The organism is Bradyrhizobium sp. USDA 4451 (assembly GCF_054822585.1).
In genome coordinates this window covers 7,998,684-8,024,141 of the sequence record NZ_JBTRCH010000001.1, presented here as the reverse complement: position 1 = coordinate 8,024,141, position 25,458 = coordinate 7,998,684, and the positions used below count along the sequence as shown (strand labels likewise).

18 protein-coding genes and 1 pseudogene are annotated in these 25,458 nt (G+C 58.1%); 6 read left to right on the top strand and 13 right to left on the bottom strand.

The features are described from left to right. Positions 1–8: 8 nt before the first annotated feature. Positions 9–1,598 (bottom strand): carbohydrate porin, encoded by a 1,590-nt coding sequence (locus tag ACVMB0_RS37440; RefSeq protein ID WP_461349449.1) that lies wholly within the window; start codon positions 1,596–1,598, stop codon positions 9–11. An 807-nt stretch (positions 1,599–2,405) separates the two neighbouring features. Between ACVMB0_RS37440 and ACVMB0_RS37435 the strand changes: the two genes are divergently transcribed. Then, the gene (locus ACVMB0_RS37435) at positions 2,406–2,912 is read left to right on the top strand and encodes a hypothetical protein (protein WP_461349448.1); all 507 of its coding nucleotides are present in this window, start codon (positions 2,406–2,408) and stop codon (positions 2,910–2,912) included. A 592-nt stretch (positions 2,913–3,504) separates the two neighbouring features. Here the strand turns inward: ACVMB0_RS37435 and hemN are convergent. The 3 genes from hemN to ACVMB0_RS37420 all read right to left on the bottom strand — a co-directional run bounded on the left by hemN (position 3,505) and on the right by ACVMB0_RS37420 (position 7,916). Next, positions 3,505–4,839, bottom strand: coding sequence for an oxygen-independent coproporphyrinogen III oxidase (hemN, locus tag ACVMB0_RS37430; protein WP_461349447.1), 1,335 nt, complete (start codon positions 4,837–4,839; stop codon positions 3,505–3,507). 1,182 nt (positions 4,840–6,021) lie between these two features. After that, positions 6,022–6,738, bottom strand: coding sequence for a sulfite exporter TauE/SafE family protein (locus tag ACVMB0_RS37425; RefSeq protein ID WP_461349446.1), 717 nt, complete (start codon positions 6,736–6,738; stop codon positions 6,022–6,024). A 1,016-nt stretch (positions 6,739–7,754) separates the two neighbouring features. Further along, entirely contained in the window at positions 7,755–7,916 is a 162-nt protein-coding gene (locus ACVMB0_RS37420) for a hypothetical protein (RefSeq protein ID WP_461349445.1), read from the bottom strand. Positions 7,917–8,016: 100 nt separating this feature from the next. Here ACVMB0_RS37420 and ACVMB0_RS37415 point away from each other — a divergent pair, with 100 nt between their 5' ends. Then, positions 8,017–8,742: a helix-turn-helix transcriptional regulator gene (locus ACVMB0_RS37415; protein ID WP_461349783.1), complete on the top strand. Its 726-nt coding sequence runs from the start codon at positions 8,017–8,019 to the stop codon at positions 8,740–8,742. 315 nt (positions 8,743–9,057) lie between these two features. Here ACVMB0_RS37415 and ACVMB0_RS37410 read toward each other — a convergent pair whose 3' ends face one another. The 9 genes and pseudogenes from ACVMB0_RS37410 to nodD1 form a co-directional block, all read right to left on the bottom strand. Beyond that, positions 9,058–9,780: an outer membrane protein gene (locus ACVMB0_RS37410; RefSeq protein WP_461349444.1), complete on the bottom strand. Its 723-nt coding sequence runs from the start codon at positions 9,778–9,780 to the stop codon at positions 9,058–9,060. Between the two features lie 825 nt (positions 9,781–10,605). Continuing rightward, positions 10,606–10,851 carry a hypothetical protein gene (locus ACVMB0_RS37405; protein WP_456709285.1) on the bottom strand — a complete coding sequence of 82 codons (246 nt, stop codon included), beginning with the start codon at positions 10,849–10,851 and terminating at the stop codon, positions 10,606–10,608. A gap of 972 nt (positions 10,852–11,823) precedes the next feature. Continuing rightward, positions 11,824–12,171 carry a NolY gene (locus ACVMB0_RS37400; protein WP_461349443.1) on the bottom strand — a complete coding sequence of 116 codons (348 nt, stop codon included), beginning with the start codon at positions 12,169–12,171 and terminating at the stop codon, positions 11,824–11,826. A gap of 1,235 nt (positions 12,172–13,406) precedes the next feature. Then, entirely contained in the window at positions 13,407–14,435 is a 1,029-nt protein-coding gene (locus ACVMB0_RS37395; RefSeq protein WP_461349782.1) for an LLM class flavin-dependent oxidoreductase, read from the bottom strand. Positions 14,436–14,596: 161 nt separating this feature from the next. After that, a pseudogene (locus ACVMB0_RS37390) lies at positions 14,597–14,854 on the bottom strand (transposase); the annotation flags it as partial. Between the two features lie 767 nt (positions 14,855–15,621). Beyond that, entirely contained in the window at positions 15,622–16,629 is a 1,008-nt protein-coding gene (locus ACVMB0_RS37385) for a branched-chain amino acid ABC transporter substrate-binding protein (RefSeq protein ID WP_461349442.1), read from the bottom strand. Between the two features lie 433 nt (positions 16,630–17,062). Continuing rightward, a complete protein-coding gene (locus ACVMB0_RS37380) occupies positions 17,063–17,776 on the bottom strand; it encodes a MerR family transcriptional regulator (RefSeq protein WP_461349441.1) in 714 nt (237 codons plus the stop codon). A 937-nt stretch (positions 17,777–18,713) separates the two neighbouring features. After that, complete coding sequence (locus ACVMB0_RS37375; RefSeq protein WP_461349440.1) at positions 18,714–19,703, bottom strand: LysR family transcriptional regulator; 990 nt, start codon at positions 19,701–19,703, stop codon at positions 18,714–18,716. Between the two features lie 634 nt (positions 19,704–20,337). Beyond that, positions 20,338–21,282 carry a transcriptional regulator NodD1 gene (gene nodD1, locus ACVMB0_RS37370; RefSeq protein ID WP_461349439.1) on the bottom strand — a complete coding sequence of 315 codons (945 nt, stop codon included), beginning with the start codon at positions 21,280–21,282 and terminating at the stop codon, positions 20,338–20,340. A gap of 837 nt (positions 21,283–22,119) precedes the next feature. On the opposite strand from nodD1, the gene ACVMB0_RS37365 reads away from it, so the two are divergent. The 4 genes from ACVMB0_RS37365 to nodS are packed head-to-tail and all read left to right on the top strand — an operon-like array spanning position 22,120 to position 25,445. After that, positions 22,120–22,752 (top strand): NodA family N-acyltransferase, encoded by a 633-nt coding sequence (locus ACVMB0_RS37365; RefSeq protein ID WP_461349438.1) that lies wholly within the window; start codon positions 22,120–22,122, stop codon positions 22,750–22,752. Further along, positions 22,749–23,408 carry a chitooligosaccharide deacetylase NodB gene (gene nodB / locus ACVMB0_RS37360; protein WP_461349437.1) on the top strand — a complete coding sequence of 220 codons (660 nt, stop codon included), beginning with the start codon at positions 22,749–22,751 and terminating at the stop codon, positions 23,406–23,408. The genes ACVMB0_RS37365 and nodB overlap by 4 nt, the downstream gene beginning before the upstream one ends. A gap of 17 nt (positions 23,409–23,425) precedes the next feature. Continuing rightward, positions 23,426–24,799 carry a chitooligosaccharide synthase NodC gene (nodC, locus tag ACVMB0_RS37355; protein ID WP_461349436.1) on the top strand — a complete coding sequence of 458 codons (1,374 nt, stop codon included), beginning with the start codon at positions 23,426–23,428 and terminating at the stop codon, positions 24,797–24,799. Positions 24,800–24,815: 16 nt separating this feature from the next. Continuing rightward, positions 24,816–25,445, top strand: coding sequence for a nodulation methyltransferase NodS (gene nodS, locus ACVMB0_RS37350; RefSeq protein ID WP_461349435.1), 630 nt, complete (start codon positions 24,816–24,818; stop codon positions 25,443–25,445). Positions 25,446–25,458: the final 13 nt, after the last annotated feature.

The following is a 25,458-nucleotide window of genomic DNA, read 5'->3' as shown; positions in this document are numbered from 1 at the left end:
CGCCAGTATCAGAAGAAAACCAGCGTAGACACCAGCAGATTGAGGGCGTGCTCGGTGTGAAGCGTATGTGTGATGCTTGTCGGGTTGTGGATGTATGACAGTCCGGCGCTTGCATAGATGCCAGGGGCGAGATGGGCAGTATATGTGCCCGTGATCGCCAGGGTATCGCGATGCGCAAGTTGGCCTTTAGCGAGGGCAGCATCCACGGCGAATTTGCTCCAGGTCGTGTTACTTGCGACAAGAGCAACCAGATCCTTGGGGCGACTATCAAACGGCCCTTTCGTATAAAGACGAAGCTCGTAATACTGGCTGATCCTGTTGAGGTCAGGCGGAGCTGCCATGACAGAGAATCCGCCATAGAGCCCGCGAGACGGCGACCCATTGGCATCAATTTGCCAAAATTGCCGGTCTGCCGCGATGTAACGGAAATTGTTGCCGCTAACTCGCTGTTGATCCGGGTCTGCCAAAGTCTTGTAGCGGCTGGTGTTGAAACCAGCGCCGGCCCGCAGCCATGTGTCGGGCGCTCCAGGAGCGGCCTTGCTTCTGTAGCCGATTTCATCGATGAAGAGCGTGCCCGCATTGGCCGTGCTCCAGTTCAAGCCGGCGGGATTCTCCCTTATCTCGACATAGGGGCCATCCGGACTGATTGAGCGCTGGAGTGAGAACTTGTTGTAGAAGCGATCGTCAAAATTGTACTTCAGGTTGACCGCCGGCGTGGGCGCAGCATTGGTGCTCATCCCTGCCTGGATCAAGGCGAACATGTTCGATCCGGTCATCCCTCCGAACAATGTGCCGGTAAACTCATTTTGGTTTCTCAGGTAACCAAGTTTGAGTTCGAGTTTCCTGTCGAGGAAAGTCTGGTAGTAGGCGAGCGTGTTGAGCCCCACTCTGTCAGGCCCTGGGCGATCCCACGTCCAGTATTGCTGCTCGGCTCCGACGACAATCTGGCCATCGGGAATGCCAAATCGGCTGAGATCGTAAGTGACGATCAAGAAGTTCGCCGAAGCGAAGGTCGGGTTCTGGCCCATGTAAAGCTGGTTTGCGATTGAGCTTCTCGCTGCATTCGGCAGCTGATTATCTACAAGCATGTTGTGTGTCCAGCCGATATAGCCAATGCCGACATCTGCCAGCGCGGACCGGACGCCACCATTCTCCGGATCAATCGTATCTGCAGGGCCAGGTATGGCGAGCCACAACCCTCTTTCACGCAGATTGTCGTACCTGGCGAAGGGATCGATGGGCTTTTGCGTTCGCGTCTGAGCAAATCTATCAACACCGCGGCGCTTTTCGCCAGGCGCATCGGCGCGTGCCGCAGACCATGGGCGCCGAGGCTGGATTGCTTGACGCATCATCCCGGTCCGCAACTTTGTCGCCCGACCGGAAGCTCGTCTGCTTTCGCTGGCTTGATCCACAGTGTCGTTCCCGGGATCGAGCTCGTCCTCGGTTTGTGCCCGCGCGGAGTTGCCGAGCAGGCAAGCCGCCAGAGAAACTGCGATAGCCCGTCTACATCGTTTGCGGATTGGCCGAAACGTGAACGCAGATGCCGCGGCGGCGGAAGATGTTCGAAGCGACGTCGCCGCAAGAATCCAATCACGCATAGCGTACTTCAGGTCCGTATCAGTCAATCATGATTGGGCGAACTGTCGCCTGAATGGCCGACAGTGGCATCCCAACATCTTCGCTCCCGAGGAGCCAGCAGATGACCTGCTCCGCAATTCACTTGCGCATCAGGCCGGCGGGCCGAAAGAGAGCAGCGCGCGCTGGTGCGGCGAGAGGTTCATGACGAGTACCGTTACCCTCGCTGTCGCTTCATGAACACAGCCTCGCTGCTCGCAGTGGGGCAGAGTGGGACGGCGTTGGCGGGGCCCTTGCTGGAAGACCCCTTTGCTGACGAAGCGGCAGGCGCCAGAAAGCAAATCCCGTGAGGCACGAGCCACGGGTTCATGGAGTTTTGTGATGCTGTTGGGCCAGGCAATCGACAGGATCTGGGACCAGCCGGCTCTGGAATGCGTGTGCTCGAAGATCGCACAACGACGCCCATCCTGGTCATCCCAGGTGAATGGACGAAACAGCCTTCGGGCCGCTTTGGTGGAGGCGGGCGAGCAGCTCGCTCGGTAGGGACCGCTGGGACGGCCGAATCTGTCTTGCATTGTGGGTCCTTCCCGTGCGCGGCTTTCGTTGGTCCCGCTTGGCATGTGCCCGTGATCTCGATCAACCTGCTGACATTGGTAGTTGATCGAGCGCAATGGTTGCCCTCCCTATGAGTAACTGAGGCGCAGCTGTCGCTTAAGCGGCGCGTCTTGAGTGAAGCTGTCGGCAGTCGGGACTTTTGGAGCGCGTGAATACCGCAAGCGCTCGGATCGGCGAAACAGAGCGGTTGAAAGAAGAACGCTGGACGAGGAGCGATGGCGATGATCGACGATGCGGTCGGTTCGGATTTGCGACCGCTGCTGCGAGAGCCGTCACGATGCATTCTCCGGGTTTTGGTGCTTCTCCTTGTCATCGTCAGCTTTAGTGCAGCTGGCGCCTGGCTTTGGGCTGGCCTCGGAGAGTTTGTCGGGCCGTCGGAAACCCACCAAGTCGATCCAATCGTGAGGTCGTCATTGGATGACAGAGCTGCCCTGTCCGAGATAAAGTGGGCACAGCTGAAGGCTAGCGATGAGATCGCAGAACTGAACCGCAAGATCCATGCCGCGCGGGAGGACCTCAAGGGGATATTAGATCAGATCAGCGTGCTGACTTCGCGGATCGAGTCCCTGCAGAATGCTTCCACGCCTTCCGTTTCTGCCCCACCGTCCGCCCAGGCTGCTTCGAGCCGGGCCAAGAAACGGCGCGGTCAGTCCACACCGCAAGGACCTGTTTCCGTTGGAGGCGCACCAGTGATCGCGGCACCCATGGCAGGCGCACCTTGATGTTTCGATTGGCTACAGGCGTGACCAGCCTCCCAACCGGTCCCACTGTTTGGGCCCGGTTTCGCGATGCCGCTTGTCGCCCTGGGATCATCTAAAGGCTTCGATGGGGCCAGATTTTTGAAGGTATTCTCGCTAGGTCGCGGAGCGCGTTCCGCGTACCAGGTCGTGAACGACATATCCACGGGACGCGTCTGTCATCAGATCATTGCCAATTCAGGCACGATCTGAGGGGGGGCATCACGCAGCCGATGCCCCTTCGACATCTGCACAAGATGAGGAGGCCGACGTACTACTGACGGCCGCGGCAAGACCCCGCAATTTGCGTCTCTCGTCAACTCGGCGCGGCGTTGCCAGTAAGCCTTAGCAGGAGCCGAAGCGCCACAACAGATCGATTCCACAGGGGTGGGAATATCGTATTCGCCGGTTGATCTGTGCGAGCGAGGGAGTTCGGCTACTTCAGGTTGCGGGGTCAGTTATAGGATTGAATGCTTCGCCTCATAACGAACATTTCGGCTGGCTGCCACAGCCGCTTCGTCGATTGCTCCTTTGCGATGCGCGTTGATATTACAGATCTGCTCGCATGCGTCACTTCTCAATAGGGCGTGCGGTCGAGATGAGCGTCGAACGCGGCAGCAACAGCGCGAATGACAAAACGGTGCTCTGATTTGACTCGGATGAACCCCTGCTCGATGTCAACTATCCCGTCTTTGGCAAGCATTCCCAGACGGTCAGCTGAATCGAGAAAGGGCATCGGAGCAAAGCCGTGGGCGGAGCAGATTGCCGGCACGTCGGCCTGCAAGTCGCACATCAGCCGCTCGATGATTGCGGCCCGAAGGCGATCTTCGGCGGTGAGGCAGTGGCCCTTTGAGGTTGCCAGATGGCCAGCACTAATCTGTCTGCTATAGGAACTGGTTGCCGTCTCGTTCTGTACGTAGCCATCGCGCAGACGGCCGATGGCTGACGGACCAAAGCCGATCACGGTGTTACACGTATCGGCCGAATAGCCCAGCGAGTTGCGGCGCAGCCGGCCGGTTCTCTGCGTGTGCGCGAGTTCGTCGTGCGGGAGGGCAAAATGGTCGAGCCCGATTTGGCGATATCCGGCGGAGACCAGCGTATCTGCCATGGCTGCTGCTTGCTCGGCGCGCGCAACATTGTCAGGGAGCACCGCTTCGTCGATCTGGCGCTGGCGTTTCATGTAGGAGGGAACATGGGCATAGCCGAACACCGCAAGGCGGTCGGGCCGCATGGTCAAGGCCGTCTGCGCTGAGTTCACGCAGGATTGCACGGTCTGATGCGGCAATCCGAAGAGCAGGTCGAAATTGATACGGCTTATTCCATGCTGGCGAAGGCGTTCGACGGCCAAAGCGACCTGAGCTTCGCTTTGGAGACGGTTGACCGCCCTTTGAACCACGGGATCGAAGCTTTGCACGCCGATGCTCGCGCGGCTGACGGCCGCTACTCCCAAGGTTTCCGCCATCTCGGCCGTGAACGCGCGGGGGTCGATCTCGACGGCGAGCGCGGTCGATTTGCTGAACGCGAAACATCGGCGCAGCAGCTCCATCAGAGCCAAGAGATCGGCCGGTGGGATGGTAGTCGGCGTGCCGCCGCCGAAATGCAGGTCGCTCACTGGAAGACCGTGAGGCGTTTGCTCTGTGACCAGACGAATTTCCTCTCGTACCGTCAGCAGGTAATTGCGAATCGGCCGCTTGCTGTGAGTGAGGCTTGTTGGGAAGCCGCAATACCAGCAGATCGAACGGCAGAACGGAACGTGAAGGTAGAGCGATACGGATTCGTCAGGCGGCAGCCGCCGCAACCACGCCTCATAGGTCGTGGCGCCGACCGCATCAGAGAAATCCGGTACGGTTGGGTAGATGGTGTACCAGGGGAGGCGAGCATCGCAATATTTGTTTAGGAGTGAGGTCTGCACGCTTATCTTTCCGCACTGATACGGTATGAGGCTGATGCATATCCTCTGCTGTGTCTTTGCGCTAAGTCAAAAGGCGCTGCTCTGATCCCGAAGCTCGAGACCCCTCCTCGATGTAACTGCCAGGACAGCCTACGAACTGGGAGCGGTGAGGAAGTCAGGTGCTAGCCATCATTTGCACCCCGGTGAAAGAACAAATGTCTCACATAAGCTTGGCCGCGCGGGCTCGATACGCCCAACCATTATGCGCAGGAACAATCATTATCGGAGCGCCCATTGCGCCTGCATTCTCCGACGCAGGGGCTTTTGCGACAAAGACAGGATCCAAGGCGTTGTCGGCGGCGAACCATTCGGCCTCAGCCTTTCAGACTGGTTTCGGTGGAAAAGCTGATGTGGATGCCCAGCGTTCGATCGAGTCAGAAAATCACGCTAAGTCCGATTGGTAGTCCGCGCCACTGAATCTGCACAATCTTTGTCAGTCACGCCTTTTCAAACCTGCGCAGACGGGATTTGAGCCCGTTTGCAATGCTTTCAGCGACTTGGGCGCGAAACGCTTTGGCGCGCGATGGAGTGTTCCGGGTTGCGTCCGAGCTGCCTGGGGTTGTGCAGGATAAAATGGCATACGCGAACGAGGATAGGGATAGTATTAGCGCGGCGCCTCGAGATGCAACGAGTAGAATGCTCTCCGAGCTGGGATTGTCAGTCAGGCAGTGTCGGTTGATGAAACTCAGGGTACGAGATGGTACAACGTGACGCAACGTGAGTTTCAATAGCCGTCGAACCGGCTAAAAAACATTTTTGCACTCCGCCTCATAAGTATAGATGAGCCTCAATTCCGCCACGCCGCTTGTCTCATTGCGCCAAGCATCGTCACGGATGTACTGATGATGTTGGGGCCGCCCCGGCGCACTTCCAACCCCGGCAGGTGCGTCGGGGCGCTTTGATTCGGCCATTGTGAGCGCTGCGAGTTCACCAATTCCGAACCAGGCCCCAGGCTGGGCCGGAATAAAGCGCGGGCATTGTCAGCTTCTGCGCTCTCTGGCATGTCCAAGTCAGACGATGCGCGTCTGTTCTGCTTCAAGGCCACAGGTCGTTCGTTTTGGAACCGTTCCGGCTATTGTCCTGGCCCCCGTTGGTGCACGATGACCGCAACGACAGCCGCACCAAAAGCAGTTCGAACCGCATCTAGGTGCGAACCAACTGCACGCCGGCAATGAGCAGAACCGCTACAAGGATGAACCTAATAGCTGTTTGGCTCAGCCATTTCAGGCCGATAACCGTTCCTGCGATGGCTCCTCCCAGTGCGGCGATTGCGTAAATGGCCGAATCCGAACACGGAAACTGGCCGGTGAAAAGAACTCCGACGAAGCCCACCATGGAATTCGCTAGGATAAACGGAGGCGACAGCAGGGTGACTTGTCTGGCTGACGCCCAGTTCAGTGTCACGAGCGCGGTCGCCAGGAATACTCCGCCGCCCACGCCGGTCAGACCCGAAACCAACCCGATGACCGATCCAATGCTGACGCTTCCCCAGAGCGGAGCTTCGAAAACACGATGGGCAACGCGGCCGCGCCGCACGATCATCACAGCGCTCGCCAAAAGGAGGACAAGACCGGTCAACGTCCTGTAAACGTGCTCCCCGAGCACCAGCAAGCTACCGGCAAGTGCCGCTGGCATTGATGACAATAGAAGCGGCCGGAGCGCTATCCAGTCGATGGCTTTGTTGCGGTTTAAGAACCACGTGGAATAACTCGCGACAACAATGTTGAGGCCAAGCGCCGTCGGGCGCATCTCTGTGGAGGGCAAGCTAGAAAACGCCATAAGCGCTAGGAACGCGGTTCCACCCGCTTGGCCAACCATTGCATAGAGCAGGGAGATAACCGCGAAGAACAGGGAAAGCATACTTCACCAACCTGCGAGAAGTTCTTCGCTTGCCTTGCACTAACTGCATGCAGTCCCAATCGTCTTTCCGCGAGGGAAGAAGTCCAAGCGAGCGCTTAATCGGATGCCGCGCGTCCGGACGCCGCATTTGGCACCGGCCAAGGTTCCTAGAGCATTGCCATTTGTCGATCCGCTTCTTCAATTGCCAGCATTGGTACTTGACCAGGATGCGAAAGTAGTACGCGAGCAGCTCGGCTGCTTGAAAGGCGCTTGGGAGCCGCCGCGCCGAGCGGCACTCTTTCCAGGCCGTGGGAGCCTTGCGCAAGTGGCGCTGTCGCGTTTCCTCCAGATGTCGCCAATGCTCCAAGCGCTCGTGCGCCGAAACCGGGCTCTTGCCTTTGGATTCCTGGTATCGAGGATTGATTTTTGTGAGGCCGCCAGTTGGTACGACACTTGCTGATCCGCGCCTAGGTCCTCTCCCTTTTGGAGATGCGCATGCAAGGTGTCCTCCGCGGCCGGCAGGTTTCGTTTCTGCGCGTATCTCCCGTCGCTCGCCTGGCGCGCGGATCATCTGTGCCTTCAATTCAGGTGCGCTGGACCTCTTCAACGCGCCTGATCAGGCGCCGGGCCGTCATATCACGCGGTCACCTGCTGGCGCGGCTCTTCCGTGTTGCTCGCAGACCGCGTTCCCGACGCCGTCGAAAGACGGAGGACGGAATTCGCGACAGCAATTCGCAAGATGGGGAAGAAACAGTCACCCTCCTGTCCGCAGAAAGCAGAAGGCCGATGTCGAAACTGCGTAGGTCGAGTTCGGCACCGCCAAGTTGGCCAACGTGCTCCGTTTCGCTTGAACCGCAAAGTTCAACGTTCAGGATATCATCGTGCTCGACCGTGAGGCAAAGCCAGGCGTCTTTCGGGCAGCACGGTCGCTCCTTACCGTTCAATCTGAGTAGGGCAGATATTGTAATTCATAGCTGGTTGGCGTCGCCAGCTGGATTATCACGAGCCATCGGGGCTGCTGCAGCCGACACAGACCATCAGACGAACGACAATGCGGTGATCGCCTGCTTGGCCAGCGCGTCATCGGCGAGCGGGATCCCGGCGTTTGACAGGACGATTATCGCGCCGTAGCTGGCGGAAGGCGAAAAACTCGGGATGGCGTCTGACGCAGTGCGCGCTCTGGACTTCTCGAAGAGCAACCTAAGAGTTCAGCTCATGGAACGGAATTTGGCTCCGCTTGAAACAAACGTAATCGAACGCAGCGATGGCGAACCGGATCGGCGTGCAGATGCGCCCATCGTGGATCTCTTTAGCTTCACCGAATGCGCAAACCAGACGCATTCGCTGAGAGCGTTGTTTGATCTTCTTGTAAACCGTGCCACCGAGGAAGGATTCAGTGAAGTTGCTTACGGAGCCCTCAACTTCGTCGAGCCGCTTCGGTTGGCTGAGTATCCGCCGCCGACTGTCGCTGTGAATTGGCCGCCGGCCTGGTGCGATCGATACTTCAAACACAAGTACCACACCATCGACCCGGTGGTCCGGCGGACGCCGATGCATGCGCGTCCGTTTCTGTGGGACCAACTCGCTGACCATTATCAGCTACAACCGGACGAGAGACGCGTATTGGATGAGGCCAGAGAGGCCGGCTTGAAGCATGGCATGAGCGTGCCTCTATTTGGCCCGTTGGGCCAAGTATCTGTGGTGTCCTTTGCGTCTCCGTCCGACGATGCTGATCCTCAGGATCGCATCGGTCATCTCAACGCCCTGGCTTCGCTCTTTCACAGTGCCTATGGCGAGATTGCTCGACCCTCTAATAGCGGCTGTGGGAAAAAAATTGCATTATCGCAACGGGAGATCAGCTGTATGCGGTGGGTGGCAGAGGGGAAATCGTCCTGGGAAATCGGCAGGATCCTAGGAATTAGCGATAATACCGTCAATTTTCATATCAAGAATGCGATGCGAAAGCTGGGTGCGACCAGCAGGATCCAGGCGACCGCTATCGCCATTCGCCTCAATATTCTTTGAGATCCTCACTGCAAGGAAGTGACGGACTGATTGGACGCCAAGCTCTGGCTGGTTCATGCCATTATTCCAGCAGTGCTTGGTTTAGACAGACGAGGGTAAACCTAACGTTGCGTGAGGTTCTGGCGTTCGTCGGCGCATGTCAAGCCGACTGGGTCGTTGACTACGGACGGTGCCTGCGGTCTGCTCCGCCAGCGAGTGATCTAAACTTAGACGAGCTCGAGCCAGTGCAGCCGGCTGGGTTGCGCGGGGGCAGCGTTTCGGAAAAAGAACCCCGACCATTGGTCGGGGTTCTCGATTAACAAGGCGCGCGCGGTCCTATTTTGCAAACGCCGGGCCGAACTTGTAGTTGAGCCGTGCCGTGACAAGATCAATGTCCTGGTGAACGCGATCGAAGCCAACGGCCGTGGGGAAGCTTACGTTACTGCCCTGCATGAACAAGTGATTATACTCGAGGCCAGCTGACCAGTTCGAGGTCAGGCTGACTTCGGCGCCAGCGCCGAGCGCGCCACCCCAGCGAACATCGTTGTTCCTGCCAAGCTCGGTGCCAGCAGCCACTGAGTTGACGTGATAGGTGTTGCTGGTCACCGCTGCACCGCCCTTGGCGTAAAGCAGCACGGCATTGAATGCGTAGCCGACGTGGCCGGTGAGCAATCCAAATGCATCTGTCTTGGTGCCAACGGTGTCCGCTGGGAGGGCGGTGCTGACATTGGAGCCATTGAAGTCGGCCCAGTTGCCTTGACCTTCGATGCCGTACACAGTTCTGAAGATCTGCCAGCGATAGCCGATCTGGCCGCCGACGGTGCCGCCGGTCGAATTATGGCAGCCCTCGGAAGTGACGCCGTTGAAGTCCCAGCAATTGTGACTCGATCCCCAGCCTCCATTGAGACCGATATAGTAGCCGCTCCAGTCGTTGATCGGAGCTACGACCGGCAATGGGGGCGCCTTGATGTTGACAGGCTGCCCGGCGAGGTCAGCGCCGAATGCGGGAGCTGCAGCGCTGAGCGCGATGCTTACGGTCAGAATCAGAAAATTTTTCATTCCAGTGTCTTTCCTTTTGATGCCCCCCGGCGCCGTGCGTCTTAACAACATGATTGCGAATTGCTGTAACTGAGGCACAACATTCCTCCGCAAGAAATGGGTCGAAACGCACGGTGCGTCAGGTTGTGAGGCGCCGAACTTGCGACGCGTCGATGCAACGACATTGATAGGGGCGCCTCGTTGCGCCTCTATCTGAAGGCGATGCGATCGTGATGGCACTATGCGACGCAATGCTGTGAGCATTTGCTGAAGCACCGCAACAACCAGGTTCTCGACGATACGTCCGGCTACGCGTCGTTCCGCGGGTTTTGTCATGAACCGCAAAGATAAAAGTGTCCCAATCGGGATTGGGATTTGAATTTTTCTAGGGTCAGGAAGTCATGAGGCGACTTAACATTGTGGTAACGTCGGAAAGGACCATCAGAGGTATTGATCGATCTGAATCCGGACGTCCCGGAAATCCGCGCGAGCTGTAACTTCTCTTGCCGCGACAGGAGAGCCAATCGACGGTGCGCCGCCAAGATCGTCTACCGCAGAATGTTGGTCACCGCGCTGGACGAAGCTCGCATCGAAATTGCTCGGAGGCGTACCAAGCTGCCAGATCCGGTGCGCATTGTGTCACCGTCGGGGCAAAGCGTGCCTGTCGGCCTTGCTGGCGTGGGGTCCACGAGAGCTACAGAGCAGGCTCCCTGACGCAGTCGTCGGTGTAGAAGAAGATGAGCAGAGAAACTCAGCTCGACCACGACTTGGCCCTTCGGGAGCCGACGACACCATCCCGTTTCTGTCGATAACACGGGTACCGGTGAGCTAGAGGAACGAACCCTCCTATTGTTTGCTCGGCGACGCCAGTTCCGCTCGTAAATTGCGTATCGCTTCGTTTGCCAGATGCAGGGTATTCCGTTCGCCTGTCCTGATCGAACACTCCAGTAATGCTCGCAAGCGGCGGTGAAGGAACGTCTTGAGATGATGCGCCAGAACTGGGTCCTTCTCGACAAAGCTCCACGCTTTTTCAAATGCGATGCTTACGATAGCCTCTGGCGCTTGCACCTGGTCGGATATGACCTGATCCATCTCAAAACTCCTCGACTCCTGGCACAAGTTAAACGCTTCGTCCGCAGCGTACCGGCGAGCTGCGGCCCGTCGTGACCGCCAAGAAGCCGAAGCCACAGCCAAAAATGTGTGTCGATCTGCTCGCGGCGCTACAGCGTACTTTATAATGCCGCTTGTTGAAGTCCGGATGACCGAATGTCGAAGTGCGAGCGTAAGTCGAACGATTCTGAGTTGCCTGAGCGACCTGCGTTGACATTTGCGTCGTTGCGCCCGCGCATCTTGTTGCCTGGCGTTGGTCCTTCGCCGCACCCACACTCCCAAGCGTCAGTCGCACTGAAGCCGTGCTACGGAGCGGGCCGTTCGCCACCTTCCGGATTTCAAGGCTAAGAAGTGTTCGGGGGGATGTCGCATGCGCTGGTTATGTCGCGTCCAGCGGTGTGGCTCATTCTCGACAATCGTTCGTGTGCTTCCCGACATGCGTCAACGACCTGGTCGCATCCGCCAGCTCCTTCGCACGCCCCACGTTTGCGATGCGATGCTGCTTCGGGTGGGTCGCACCAAAGAAATGGGACAAGAGATCGCGCAATTGCGTTGATCTGCCTGGAGCTCGTTCTGGCAACGAAATATCAGGCGGCGCGCAACGTTAGAACACAGCGGCTGGGATCAGGGGCAGCGTTTCTGTCAAGACACGAATATCGGAAGGCGCGGCCAACCGTGCGGTGTCGCGCCCGAATATGTCGGATCGTGCTTCTCCCTATCTGCCTTGGAGTAAATTGCGAGCGTGTAAGCTTCCATGATCAAGCGTTTGGGGTGCACACCAACGGAAATCGGATGAGATGTCTCGCTCCTTGGAGCGAAATGATCAGCACGTGGAGCGGCTCACTCACGTAGCGGTGAGCCGGGGTCTCGAGCGGCCTTATCCGTGGGTAGGAGTGCACAGCCACGGTCAGCCCAGCGATGAAGCCCGTCAATCTGAGAAGATCAAAACGGCTCTCAGCCCGCCGCACGTGCCAGAATCAATCTGGCAATCCGCATCTGGTTGGCCGGAGTGCGCAGTGCGGGCGGTAAGGCGGCCACTGCCTGATCGAGAAGGCGCCCCAAGATTTGAAGCTCTTCTGGATTGTAGACGCCAGGATCCCGTCTCATTCGCGCTGCTCGCCCGCCGCCGGGATGGTCACCGGTGCTCGTATCGCCGAGCCGGCCGAGCTCCAGTTCCGCTGATATCATTTCGTTCGTGAGTGCGTTGAGCAGCTGGATTGCCTCGAGTTCGTTGCTTCCTTCGCGTACGAGAGTTGCCACGATGTCGAGCTGTAGGTCGATGCGATCCTCAAGGTCCTGCATGCGTGAATTCGAAGGGTCAAGTTCCACAGTGTTTCTCCAGACTAATTAAGCGAGATTGACGTGTAGGTTTTGTGTGCGTTCCGGTTTGCGAGGCAGCCGATGCGGTGCGTGACCGAATTGCCGTAGCACAAGGTAACTCGCGTATGTGCAACCGAAGGAAGGGACAGTCAGGCACCGCAGAAAGACCGGAAGGAGGTATGGACGCTATAGAGCGCTGTGCGCTGCGTGGTAGAAGGCCCGTCCTCGATTGAGCTATCGAGCCGGCGCACTCCAAGCTGGGGGACCTCGCTGGAACGCCGTTGGCATAGGCCGAGCCCACCAAACAGCGTGGAGCGGATGGGCGGCATGAGAACCCCGCGATCAAAGGGCGTAAGTGGACGGCTAGTGCTGCCGCATAGCCTTTCGCGTCGCCGGAATCGACGTCGATAGGCGCCGCTGACACCAGCACGTCCTTCTCGTGTCCGAGGAGATCGGATACCTGAAGTCGCATCGCATGGGAATCGCAACATCGTGGAAATAACGGCGTTGTCCACCTGGTCAGGCCGACAAGCCTTGCCGAGGTCGGCGCAAGAGGCAGTTCGGCTGCCCGGCTTCTATGCGGCGCACGCATTGAACCTGGCCAATGCGCGTGCAAAGCACCTGATCTTCCGGGCCACCCTAAGGATGCCGAAATTGCTGTCGGCGACTTCGAATGAAGGCCATACGTTTCGGCGGGCCATCCGGCCGAAGCTAGGCCGCTGGTGGCACGGTTTCAAAGGTTGACGGATCTCGTTGTTGGCGCGAAAGGCGTGAGCCGACCTGCGACTTGGCTGAAAGCAAAGGGGATCCATGGTCACACGAGCTTCGTCAAAGGTGCTTGCCGGAAATCGGTGAGCGACTATGGTGCATTTGGCCGAAATCCGTAAAATCGAAAGTTTTGATGGGATGCATCCAGTCCCCGGATAGCGCGCGCGATGATCCTCGACGTGCTCTGGACGACGCATAAAACGAGCCCGCATTCGGATTGAGCCACTTTGTCATACCAACTGTTCAAGCTGATCATGTCGCCGCCGACGACATCGGCTGCGCGGCCGGAAAAGTGATGCCTGAGGTCGCGCCTATATCCTTTATGGGTTTGGGATCTCCCGTCGAGCAAGAAAGAACGCCTTGATCATACGCCAATCGGCGCGTACGGCATGCCAAGAAGCGGCCGGGCATCCCGAGTAGCGAAGTTGAACAAGTCAGCCAAAGGTATGTCAGCCAAAGCTATCGATGATTTCGGCTTTGATCGTGCTCGCGGTGTATAGTGAAATGTCGAGCGGAAGGTTCCCGAATGCTAGCTGGCAGAGTAGGTAGTTGGTACCTGCCTCTTCCATCTGGTTAAGAAGCCGCTGCCGGGCGGAAGCTGGCGTTCCGACGACGCACAATTGGCTCTCCAGCGCTGCATCGAACGACAGAGGCAGGGTCGGCGGTGTCGGAGTGGCATTCAACTCGTAAAGGAACTTAAAGCTGTCCAGCCATTGTCTATAAGCGGCTTCGGCAGCCTCATGAGCGTCTCCGTCAGATCTCGCAATCACGATCATACGAGCCAACCCTAGGAATGGCTCTCGATCGTTCGCGACTGTGCGGCGCGCTCGACGGCAACGAAAAGCATTCGTAATGCTTCGTACAGAAGCGGCGGGACCGACACACGCCAGATTTGCACCATTTGCGGCGGCCCATTCCGCCGATTCGGTCCGATTGCTGGCGATCCAGGTAGGTGGATAAGGGCGCTGATGAGGCCTCAAAGTTAGGGGTACACGGTTCAGCTCAAAATGGCTTCCTCGGTAGGATAACGTATCGTCCTTCAGCGCAACATTTAAGATTTCGCGGGCCTCCAAATAGCGGCTTGGCGCCGCGTCTGCGCTGATTCCGAAATAACCCCATTCGATCGGCTGGGAGCCGCGACCGATACCGAGTTCGAGCCGACCGCCGCTCAGCTGATCGAGCATGCAGATCTCTTCGAACGCGCGCAATGGATGATAGAGGTTGAGCAACAGAACAAGGGGACCAAAGCGAAGCCTTCGGGTGCGCTGCGCAAGACTTGCTAGAAACAGGTTCGGCGACGGCCCTCTGCCATGCGGGGTGCAGTGGTGCTCCGCCAGGTGATAAGCGTAAAAGCCCAGAGAATCACACGCCTCCGCCAACTTGAGACGATCTTCATACTGTCGCGCGATATCGCGGCCGTCGTCGTCCAAGTGGTCAAAGATCGCGCATGTCAGTCTTGAGGGAAGGCCGCTTCTCACTCGATCATCTCCGATTCTGGAATAGGCGTCCTGGTTGCTTTGTGCCGTCGGCCTCAAAGAGGTGGCGTGCATCACTTGGCCGATCTGGCAATTCTGCGGGAGCTAGCGCTCTGGGCTTGCGCCGTGCAACGGCGTGAGAGCCTGCAAATTGGTAGCGACTACTTTGATAGGAGTTCGCGAAGTGCATCCACGCCGAGCATGTGCTCGACCAGAAGCTTCTTTAGCTTCGCGTTCTCCTCTTCCAGGGCGTTCAACCGCTTAGCGGCTGAAACGTCCATGCCACCGAACTTGGCCTTCCAGTCGTAGATCGCCGCTTCAGAGATCTTGTGTCTGTGAGCTAGATCAGCCGGTTTCGCACCAGCCCCATGCTCCTTCAGTATCGCGATAATTTGCTCTTCTGTGAATCCCGGTCGTTTCATCTGTCCGTTCCGTTTTGCACAGCATTTGCACTCGAAGTGCCGGCAATATGCAATGTGACATCATCTGTCGTAGGCGCCCTTACGAAGCGTGGCTCGAAACCGCAGTAGAGATTCCGAGTATCCGCGATGTCAGATGGAGCTTTCCATCTTTCATGCCAAATGGATCGGCGGCTGCGCCTTAAAGTAGAGCAACGTCGAAGGTGGGCAGGCCGATAGGACGGCTGATCGAAGTCATTCGACAACAATCTCAATCTCAATGTTGTAACCCTGCCTCTTTGTCGAGGCGCCATGCCCGACGTGCCGACTGCCGGTCAACGTAGAAAATGTTGTTGGCAAGGAAACAGCAATTGGATCCCAATCGCCTTGCGCGCAATGTGAGGTCGCCGGAAGTTGCGAAGTACAGTTGCATTTGTCAGCAAGCGTGGTCGACAGAGAGATTGCCCCGATGGTTTGGTCGTCATAGCTGCGGTCGCATGAGCGGCAACGGCCGGACCTGCGTAGCATTGCCAATCAGACTGTTGCGGATGTTTGGCAGTGAAGCGTCGCAAGAGCTGGCCTTCATCGGGATGCTATTTGTCTAACATCGGACGTAGCTCCTCCTCTACGTCGACGTCTGGTAATTCTGCAAGCGCTGCAGCGAGGGCGATAAGCGCCCCGAAAGCCGCGAGCACAAGAGAGCTCGCGAGTATAACGGCAGAAAGGTCTTGATGTCGTTTCATCATCTGTGTCGGTGGCTAGTTGAGGGAGAAAGGCTGTGATCGCGTCGATCAATTCTGGTCCAGCGCTTCAACACGCCCGTCAAGCCAGCGGTAAACTACAAAGCCTGGGGCTGCATTGTCTCCCTTGGTATCGAACCTGACCGGACCAACGACAGTCTCGATCGGAAGTGAACGGAGTTCGGTTGCGACCCGCGCAGCATTGAGGGAACCAGCCCGCTTCACCGCCTCTGCCCACGCCTGCACTGCGGCATAGGCGTAAAGTGTGTAGCCTTCGGACGACAGTTCGGAAGCCTTGAGTTTGGCCACGGCGTCGGCCGCATTGGCATTCGTCGCCACGTCGGGCATGAAGGTAAATAGCGTACCGTTTCCCGCGCTGCTGGTGATGCCCCAGAATTCGGAGGTCATCAACGGGTCGTTGGCCATGACGGTAAGGCCGGCCTCTGCTTCCGATGCCTGACGGATGATCAGCCCAATCTCGGTGTGATAGCCGCCGATATAGGCGAGGCGTACCCCGTCCTTTTTCAATCTAGAGATCAGCGCCGTATAATCCTTTTCACCGGCGATATAGCTCTGCCGAGTGACGCGTTTGCCGAATCTCTGAAGCTGTGCCTCCACCGCATCGGCAATACCCTTGCCGGCGGTGCTCTTGTCGTCGAGTACTGCGATCTTGTCGTTATGGTAGTTTCGGTGAATGTACTCAGCCGCAACGGCACCCTGCTGGTCGTCGCGGCCGCAGATCCGAAATACGGTCGGGATGCCGCGTTCTGTTAGCTGAGGATTTGTCGAGCCAGGTGACACTTGGATGATACCTGCTTCGGCATAGACGTCGGAGGCTGGGATGGACGAGGACGAGCAAAAATGGCCGACGACCAGGCGCACCTGAGCCATTGTGAGCTTATTTGCAACGGCGACCGCTTGCTTTGGGTCGCAGGCGTCGTCAGCGACACTCAGTAGCACCTTGGTGTTGGGAAGGAGGCCCGAGGCGTTCAATGCCTCGACAGCCGCAGCGGCGCCGTTGCGCATCTGCGCGCCGAACGCCGCGCTGCTTCCGCTCATTGGGCCAGCCACGGCAATATGAACGTCCGAAGCCCACGCGGTCGACGCGAGGGCACAGAAGAGGAAGGCTGCACTTGCAGCTCGAGTGTAACGCCTATTCAACACTGCTGAACTCCTAGTGCTCACCTCGATCTAAGCCAAACTGTCTGCGACCAGCACGGGCCCGCAGATCGAAGGATCGCCAAGCGAAGCATGCGCCAGCTCGGGCGACGACCATGGCGGAGCCTACAATTTGACGTTACGTGCGATTCAAGACCCCATGAACGGGAGCTTCGGAGAGAAAGCAGCGGATTGCCGAGAGCCTTCCACAAAATCTGACCGGTGATTGGGAAAGCTGCCGCCGGGCATCAAAGCCCGCGGATCACGCCGAACCGCCATGACGATCGAGCCGGCCAAGCGGACTGGTCAAGCCGTCCGAAGCCGCATTCTGATCTCAGTATGGCTGGTCCTCCAGGCCGGTGAGGGCAAGATCGAGATATTGCATGAGGCAGGGATCCCAACCAGCCAAACTGCGTGGGGCACTTAGGCGTGCGAGGACCTTCAGGATCGTCGAAACCCGAGAATCCGCTCCAGCGATTTCGCCGATCAGTAGGCGCGCGGCAATCGCGACGGCTTTCGCGCGCTCGCCGCAAGGATGTTCGCCTCTATCCATACAATCGCGCAGGTCGTCCCGAATGCGTCGCCATCGCTCCTCGCGTTCTGCAGCCAACTTGCATGTGCATCGGGATGTTTGGCTCCGCGTCTCAACGCGCGACATGGCGTTCAAGGTGGCAGGTAGCTCATCCACACTAACCTGAACGTCACTGTCGGTCGTCATGTTGCGCAATCGATCTCGCAACAGCGTTGCTCGAGCAACTTGAAGCTCTATACGCTCCAAATGTTTGCGCAATAGGTCGATCAGCGAAGTCGTTCCCTCCATGGCTTTACGGATCTCGTAAAGGGAGAAGCCAAGCTCACGTAACGCCCGGATCTGGTGAACCCGCTGGACGCTTTCGCGGTCGTACATACGATGGCCGCCGTCCGTGCGCTCTGAAGCGGCTAACAGGCCGGTGTGTTCATAATGATGCAGCGTGCGTACCGTCACTCCGGTCGCTTCCGCAAGTTCGCCAATGCGCCATCGACGCCGTCTTGGTGTAGCTTTGCTCATGTTGTTCAATTTCAAAGCCTACAACCTGACGTCACGTTGGATTCAAGCCATTTCAAAGCTCTAGCTGGATCGTCTTCCATTCCAGCGCAGGAGTGGTGACTATCCCTAGAACGGCGCGCGATCAACCCTGAGGGGAAAGGGTGATCAACAGGTTCGTTAAGCATGCCAGCTGGGTATTGCCCGGCCGCTGTACGCTCCAGGATAAGTTTCGCGATCGCCGTTCGATTGTCCGGAGTTCGCATTGATGGCGGTAGCGCGAAGACTGTCCTGTCAAAAAGGCTTCCTAAGAAAGAAAGCTCTTCGGGATCGAATACTCCACTGTGTTGCTCCAACGTACGGCTCCTTGTTCGTCATTGCGTCGGCATAGCGCACCTCGTCAAGACGTTGGGCCGAGGTGGGGCCAAAAGAAGTCAGACCCGCGGCGCAGAGAGACGAAGATGCGATGCGCTCTAGGGTGATGCGACGGAGCAACAGGCACGTGCGGTGCCTTGCTTGGACGGAGCGAGTCGTCCAATATTCATGTGCACAATCAATCGGCACGGCGTTCGCTGTCGGGGTGCTGGGTCTCGGACGATGCCGCACCGCCCTGCTCACTGCGAGCGCCGCGACCGATTCGCCGTGTTGATGCGATTAGCCGCCGAGCCGATTCTGGCGTCTCGTGAGCGGCGCGGCCGCGAAGCCGGGCTTCAATGCGCCAACGTAGCTTTGGCGCGAGCACGTAGCGACCTCTCTGTCTCTCAAGGCCGGGCCAATGCTCGAGCAACCGCTTTATTTCGAGCCGGTCGCCGGTGCGGGAAAGACGGCGGCGCGCGCTTGTGACGTTCGCCAGCTATAAGGAGCTTTAGCGAGAGCCAACGAGTTCGAGCGAGGCGATCCAAAATTGCACGCGTTGGGACACGGTCCGGGTGCCGGGTTCGTTCACCTTTGCCAACCTCCTTTACGCTAACGGCGAGGCCGATCGTGCGAAGCCGCCGGCATCGTTTGGTTGCTCCGGATTGCTAATGTTGAGTGCCTCTTCATGCGCAGTTGCTATGCGAGCGGCCTCCTGCAGCAATATCTCTCTCAGCCAGATGCATTCTGGATCGCTGTTGTTCAGGACTGGCCATTGGACTGCCTCGGTGAAGGTGGGCAATGGCTGCGGAAGCGTGGCAATCCGAAGCGGTGCGGTTCTTTGAAAATGCTTCGCGAGCCTTAGTGGAATGGTCCCTATGCGGCCTGTGCCCACCAGCAGGGGTGGGATCATGCTGAAGCTCTGTACAAGAATGTCGATGCGCCGATTGAGGCCGAGATTGAGTAACAAGGAATCCTCGACGAAGCTCGTGCCTCCGAGCTTGACCGCAACGTGGCCCATCGACATATACCGATCAAATGTCAACCGCCTCAGTAGGTGACTATTTGTGTGGCAGCCCACGCAAACGAGGCTCTCCTCGAACAAGGCCGCTCTGGGGTGCGTACCGGACATGAATAGTTCCGGCAGGATGACAAAATCGACCTCGCCGCGCCGAAGTAGCTCATCGTGCTCATCGGTGAGCGTCACCAACTCGAATCTGACATTGGGTGCTTCTCGCGCGACGCGCTCCACGACGTGGCGGAAGAATACGACGGTTATGAAATCTGACAGGCAGATCCTGAACCGCCGGTTCGACCGACCGGGGTCGAAGGCCTCCCGCGCGATAATCGAGTGCTGAATGTGCATCAGCGCCTCACGAACCGAAGCGGCGAGTGCCTCTGCACGCGGGGTCAGGACAAGTGCCCGTCCTCTCATTGCAAACAACTCGTCACCAAAAAAGGAGCGAAGTCGGGCGACGGCTGCACTCATAGCGGGCTGGCTAAGGTTGATCTTACGTGCAGCCGCAGTCAGGCTGCGCTCGGTCATTAGAGCATCGAGCGCGACGAGAAGGTTTAGATCCAGTCCTTTGAAACGCATATCTTCTTGTCCGGCGCAAACGTGCTTGCGGTGTACAAACGACCGGCCGCGGCTACGTCTGAGGTGGTCTCACCGGCTTGTCCGAATCAGTTTCGTCCCACCTTGCGATCGCGAGAGGAAGGCCGCGCAATCATCGCAACGAAGGACAGTTCAGCCGTTGGCGGACATCAGAGGCCGGAAACCGTTACAAGCCCGAAGCTAATAGGCTCGCCGCTCCTGCGTGCCTCGTAACAAGACCCGGTCGTTAACTATTGGCACCAGTCCAGGTGTTCCGCCAAAGCCGTGAGTTCGGCTGTGCGCCCGGTCGACCGCCGCTTACCGCAGCGTCAGCCAAGGCGCGCAGCCTACAACCTCACGCAGCGTGGGATTCAAGCGAATAATTGGCGTGCCGGACATTTGCTCACCAACAAGGCTTATGTACCCGCCTAATGCTGGACCGCCGTCGACCAGTATCGCGGGGATCCCAACCTAACCGGAACATTATTACGCGCACGGCCTGCCAAGCCCTCTTAGCGAGTCGGCATCTAACGTCAGACGCCTGCAACACCGCGCGTCGAGAACTGGAAAGCTTCGGCAGAGAATCAATGTGTGCCGCCCGTACCCGAGAAGCGGCCGGAATCGCCTTATGCTAAGCTTAACATCGCCTGCGAGTAGATGTCTCGAGATGCCCAGATGCGAGGTTGGACGCCTCTTCCAACAATATCCGTCTCATCCAAACACTCGCTGGGTCGGTGTTGTGAAACGCAGGCCATTGCAATGCTTCGGTGAATGTAGGCAGAGGCAAGGGTGGTTCGACAATCCGCACGGGCATACGTTTTTCGAAGTGCCTGGCGAGTCGCAAAGGCATCGTGCCGATACGGCGGGTGTCCAATATTATGGGTGGAATAAGGCTAAAGCCTTGCACAACCACCTCGATCCGTCTCTTCAGGCCGTGTTCAAGCAAAAACCATTCTTCCAGGTTGGGTCTCAGGGCCCGTCCGAATTTGGCCGTAACGTGACCCATCGAAAGGTATTTTTCGAAGGTCAGCTGGCGTGTCAGCTGCTTGTTCGTGCGGCATCCCACGCATACGAGAGTCTCGTCGAACAGCATCGCCTTGGGATGAGCGCTCGACATAAATAATTCCGGCAGAATGAGAAAGTCGACCTCGCCCCGGCGGAGCAACTCGTCTGGCTCATCCGAAAAGGGCAGCAATTCAAAGCGCACAGCCGGGGCTTCCTGTGCGATGCGGTCCATAATTTGCCGAAAAAAGACGATTGTCATGAAATCGGATAGAATGACCCTGAAGCGACGGCTGGACTGAGTAGGGTCGAACGAATCTCGTGAAATAATCGAAATTTGAATGTGCAAGAGAGCCTCGCGAACGGGACCCGCGAGCGCTTCCGCGCCCGGTGTCGGGACGAGCTCTCGACCGCGCATCGTGAAAAGTTCATCGCCGAAGTAGGTGCGCAGCCGCGCGATTGCCGCGCTCATAGCGGGCTGGCTCAGATTAATTTTACGCGCCGCCGCTGTGAGGTTGCGTTCGGTCATCAGAGCATCGAGCGCAACGAGTAGGTTTAGATCAAGTCCTTTGAATCGCATCTTTTGAGTCTATCCATCGTCTGGATGCATTCTATCGAAACAATCGATTTTACCAAACTGTGGGATGTTGGATAGCAAACATCAGTTTGGAAAATGGACTGAACACCACAATGGCTGTTGGTCGTGCGCGGGCTCTGGACAACCTCTTGAACGCGAGCGGCTGCTGTCGGCTTCTTGGGCCGGCTATTCAAGACGAAGGCGTACGAGTGGCGTCGGTCTCGACCGGCGCAACCCGCGCATTCGTTGTAACGCGAGGCGCTGGGTAAACCTTCGTATGTGCATTCCAACCCTTTCCATATCGGCGGTTTACCCGCGTACACTTGAGGGCCGGATCAGCATCGCCCTAGTGTCGCGACAGAGAGGCAGGCGCAAATTGCCGATGCCAAGCACTTCTGGCGACAGTCCATTCGCTCGACTGTCGATTGCATTCGGGGCGTGTCGAAGATGCATGAGAAAAACCAAATTGATCAGGTGTCATGGAGACGCTCCCTCAACAAGGTGGACCGCGTCGATGGCCCGGTCACTTGCAGCAAAGCGCCGATGGTCGCCACAGACGAGGCAGAAGGGCGCCCTGGTGCAGATAACATCTGCACGTTCAAATCGCCCCGTCCGTACGCCTTCGGCACAGCATTCGGTCGGAATGACAAGCCTCAACGGAGCGATCAGCTGATCGCACACAGAGGCGCGACCCCAAGCGATCTGCTACGGCGCCGGCGCGCAAAGGAGAACCGGCATCCAACACAACGCGACGGCGCATTTCTCGATCGATCTGCGTCCGGTGAGTGAGGTTGCGTGACTGACCCCGCTCTTGAAATGCCTCGCGTAGGAAAGCCCGCCATGAACATTGTCGCATCTCCGACCGCGGAAGCGCCTTCTACACGCACTCAAGTTCATTGGAGCATTCGCTGGGAAAACGAGCTGCAGCTCACTGAGCATGCCGAGCTCGCCGAATTTTTTCGCAAGAGTTACGGGCCGACCGGCGCTTTCAATGCGCAGCCATTTGAAGGCAACAGAAGTTGGGCCGGCGCTAGGCCTGAGGTGCGCGTGATTGGTCGGGACGCCCATGGCGTGGCTGCTCACGTCGGACTACTGCGCCGCTTCATCAAGATTGGTGCGGTCGATCTACTCGTGGCCGAACTGGGACTGTATGCCGTGCGGCCGGATCTCGAGGGACTGGGGATCAGCCAGGCGCTGCGGGTGATGTATCCCATATTGCACGAACTTAGAGTCCCGTTCGGCTTCGGGACGGTTCGGCCCGCGCTTGAGAAGCATCTTACCCGACTGGTGCAAAGACAGGGCCTCGCGACGCTCATGTCAGGCCTTCGCGTCCGCTCAACGCATCCGGATGTCTATCCCAATTTGTCGCCGATCCGCATCGAAGAGGTGATCGTGGTGGTGTTCCCGGTTCAGAGCGCGATGAGCGAGTGGCCCGTCGGCGCAATGATCGATCGCAACGGGCCCGAGCTGTGAAAGAACGTCCCCCCGTGTCTGCCGTTCCTTGCGACTACGCTGATGTGAGCGGAAGCTTCCCTGTCTATTTGACGTTTGACGATGGGCCAAATCCATTCTGCACGCCAGAGGTTCTCGATGTGTTGACGCAACATCGAGTGCCAGCGACGTTCTTTGTGATCGGTGCCTACGCAGCCGAGCAGCCGGAGCTCATTCGACGGATGGTCGCGCAAGGCCATGAGGTGGCGAACCACACGATGACGCATCCGGATCTGTCCAGATGTGGGTCGGCGGAGGTGCGCGGTGAGGTGCTAATGGCCAGCGAAGCGATTCGTTCGGCGTGTCCGCAGGCCGCGCCCAGGCACATGCGGGCTCCCTACGGTAAATGGACCGAAGAGGTGCTCGCTACGTCGGCACAGGCTGGCCTTACGGCTGTGCACTGGTCGGTCGATCCGAGAGATTGGTCCCAGCCCGGGGTGAACAGAATTGTGACTTCGGTGCTCGGAGCCGTTCGGCCGGGTTCAATTGTTCTCCTGCACGACGGATATCCTCCTGATGAGGACGGGCCTTGGGCTGATGCAACTCGGCGAGATCAGACGGTTAGAGCGGTCTCTTACCTGGTCCCAGCACTACAACACCGCGGCTTCGTGATTCGCCCGCTCCCTCAGCTTCACTGAACAACAACTGGCACCCTATGGACCTGCTCGCTACAACCAGCGCCGTCGCGGTTTCGTCTTACGCGCTGCTCTCGACCATCTACAAAAGCACGCAGGCGCTGTATGCGCGGCGAGGGAATGCCCCATCGTTGCGGAACGATCTGGGACAATCCGAGCTGGCTCTGCCAAGTGTGGATATTATCGTGCCTTGCTTCAACGAGAAGCCGGACACGCTCGCCCAGTGTTTGGAGTCGCTTGCCAGGCAAGACTACGAAGGAGAGCTGCGGGTCTATGTGGTCGACGATGGCTCGGCAAATCGCGACGTTGTGGGGCCTGTACATAAGATCTATGCCAACGATGCGCGCTTCAGCATCATCTTGCTTGCCAGGAATGTTGGCAAGCGCAAAGCGCAGATCGCCGCAATACGTGGCTCGTCCGGTGACTTGGTGCTTAACGTCGATTCGGATACGATACTGGCCGCTGACGTGGTCACTAAGCTTGCGGCGAAGATGCGGGACCCCGACATTGGTGCCGCGATGGGCCAGTTGGTAGCGAGCAATCGCAACGACACATGGCTGACCAGTCTGATCGACATGGAATACTGGTTGGCGTGCAACGAAGAGCGCGCGGCGCAAGCTCGCTTCGGTGCGGTCATGTGCTGCTGCGGTCCATGTGCGATGTATCGTCGCTCCGCTCTTTCCCTGCTGCTTGATCAGTACGAAACGCAATTCTTTCGCGGCAAGCCGAGTGATTTTGGCGAAGATCGCCATTTGACGATCCTCATGCTCAAGGCGGGGTTTCGAACCGAGTATGTTCCGGACGCGATCGCGGCAACACTTGTCCCCGACGGTCTCGGGCCATATCTGCGTCAGCAGCTGCGCTGGGCGCGCAGCACCTTTCGCGATACGTTTCTCGCATTGCGTCTGCTGCCGGAACTCGATGGCTACCTCACACTGGACGTTGTCGGGCAGAATCTCGGCCCACTGCTACTCGCCCTTTCGGCACTGGCTGCGCTTGCAGAGCTTGCAGTCGACGGATCTGTACCCTGGTTGACGGGCTTGACAATTGTGGCGATGACGATGGTCCGGTGCAGTGTAGCTGCACTTCGGGCGGGGGAATTGCGATTTCTCGGCTTCTCGCTCCACACACCGATAAACATTTTTCTTTTACTGCCACTCAAAGCGTATGCCCTCTGTACATTGAGCAACAGCGATTGGCTGTCGCGCACAATCGTGAGCGCGCCAACTGAAGGAGATGAGCAGGCGGTCATGTCGGTGCCAAACAGTGCAGCAGGTCCTGTGGCTACAGGGGGCGTGTCTGGCACAATTCCGAAGCCGGCGGTTCCTCACCGTCCGTCGCGCTTGGCGGTGCCGGAGAGCATTTGCGGTCGGAAACGATCGGGCGCGTTATAAGTAGGTGGATCGGCGCATGACTGTGTACAAGAACCATCAATTGCTGGAACGCGAGCTCGCTGTGGATGATCCATGGCATCTCGACAGCAGTGCGTTCGAGCAGGAACGGTACGCGCAAATGCTCCGGATGTCGTCTTGCAATGGAGGTGTCGAGCATGCCCTCGAAGTTGGATGCGCAGCCGGGGTATTCACGGAAATGCTTGCACCGCGTTGCCAGCGCCTAACGGTAGTCGATGTCATGCCGCAGGCGATCGAACGAGCGCGCCTGCGGACCGGGCATCGGTCACATATAAACTGGATAACCTGCAATATTCAGCAATTTTCGACCAAAGAGAAGTTCGATCTGATCGTCGTCGCCGAGGTTCTCTACTATCTCAATGACGTTTCCGAGATGCACGCGGCGGTCCGTAACCTGGTGAGCATGCTTGCCCCAGACGGCGCTCTGGTGTTCGGGTCCGCGCGTGATGCCACCTGTCGACACTGGGGTCATGCCGCTGGTGCCGAGACGGTGATCTCTCTCTTCAAGGAGAGCCTGTCGGAGGTGGAGCGCCTGCACTGCCAAACCACGTCAGTCAACGAAGATTGCTTGCTCGTCCTGTTCCGGAAGTCGGGGCAGTCGTTAAAACACTCAATTGTCGGTCATTAGATCAGGGGGTCGT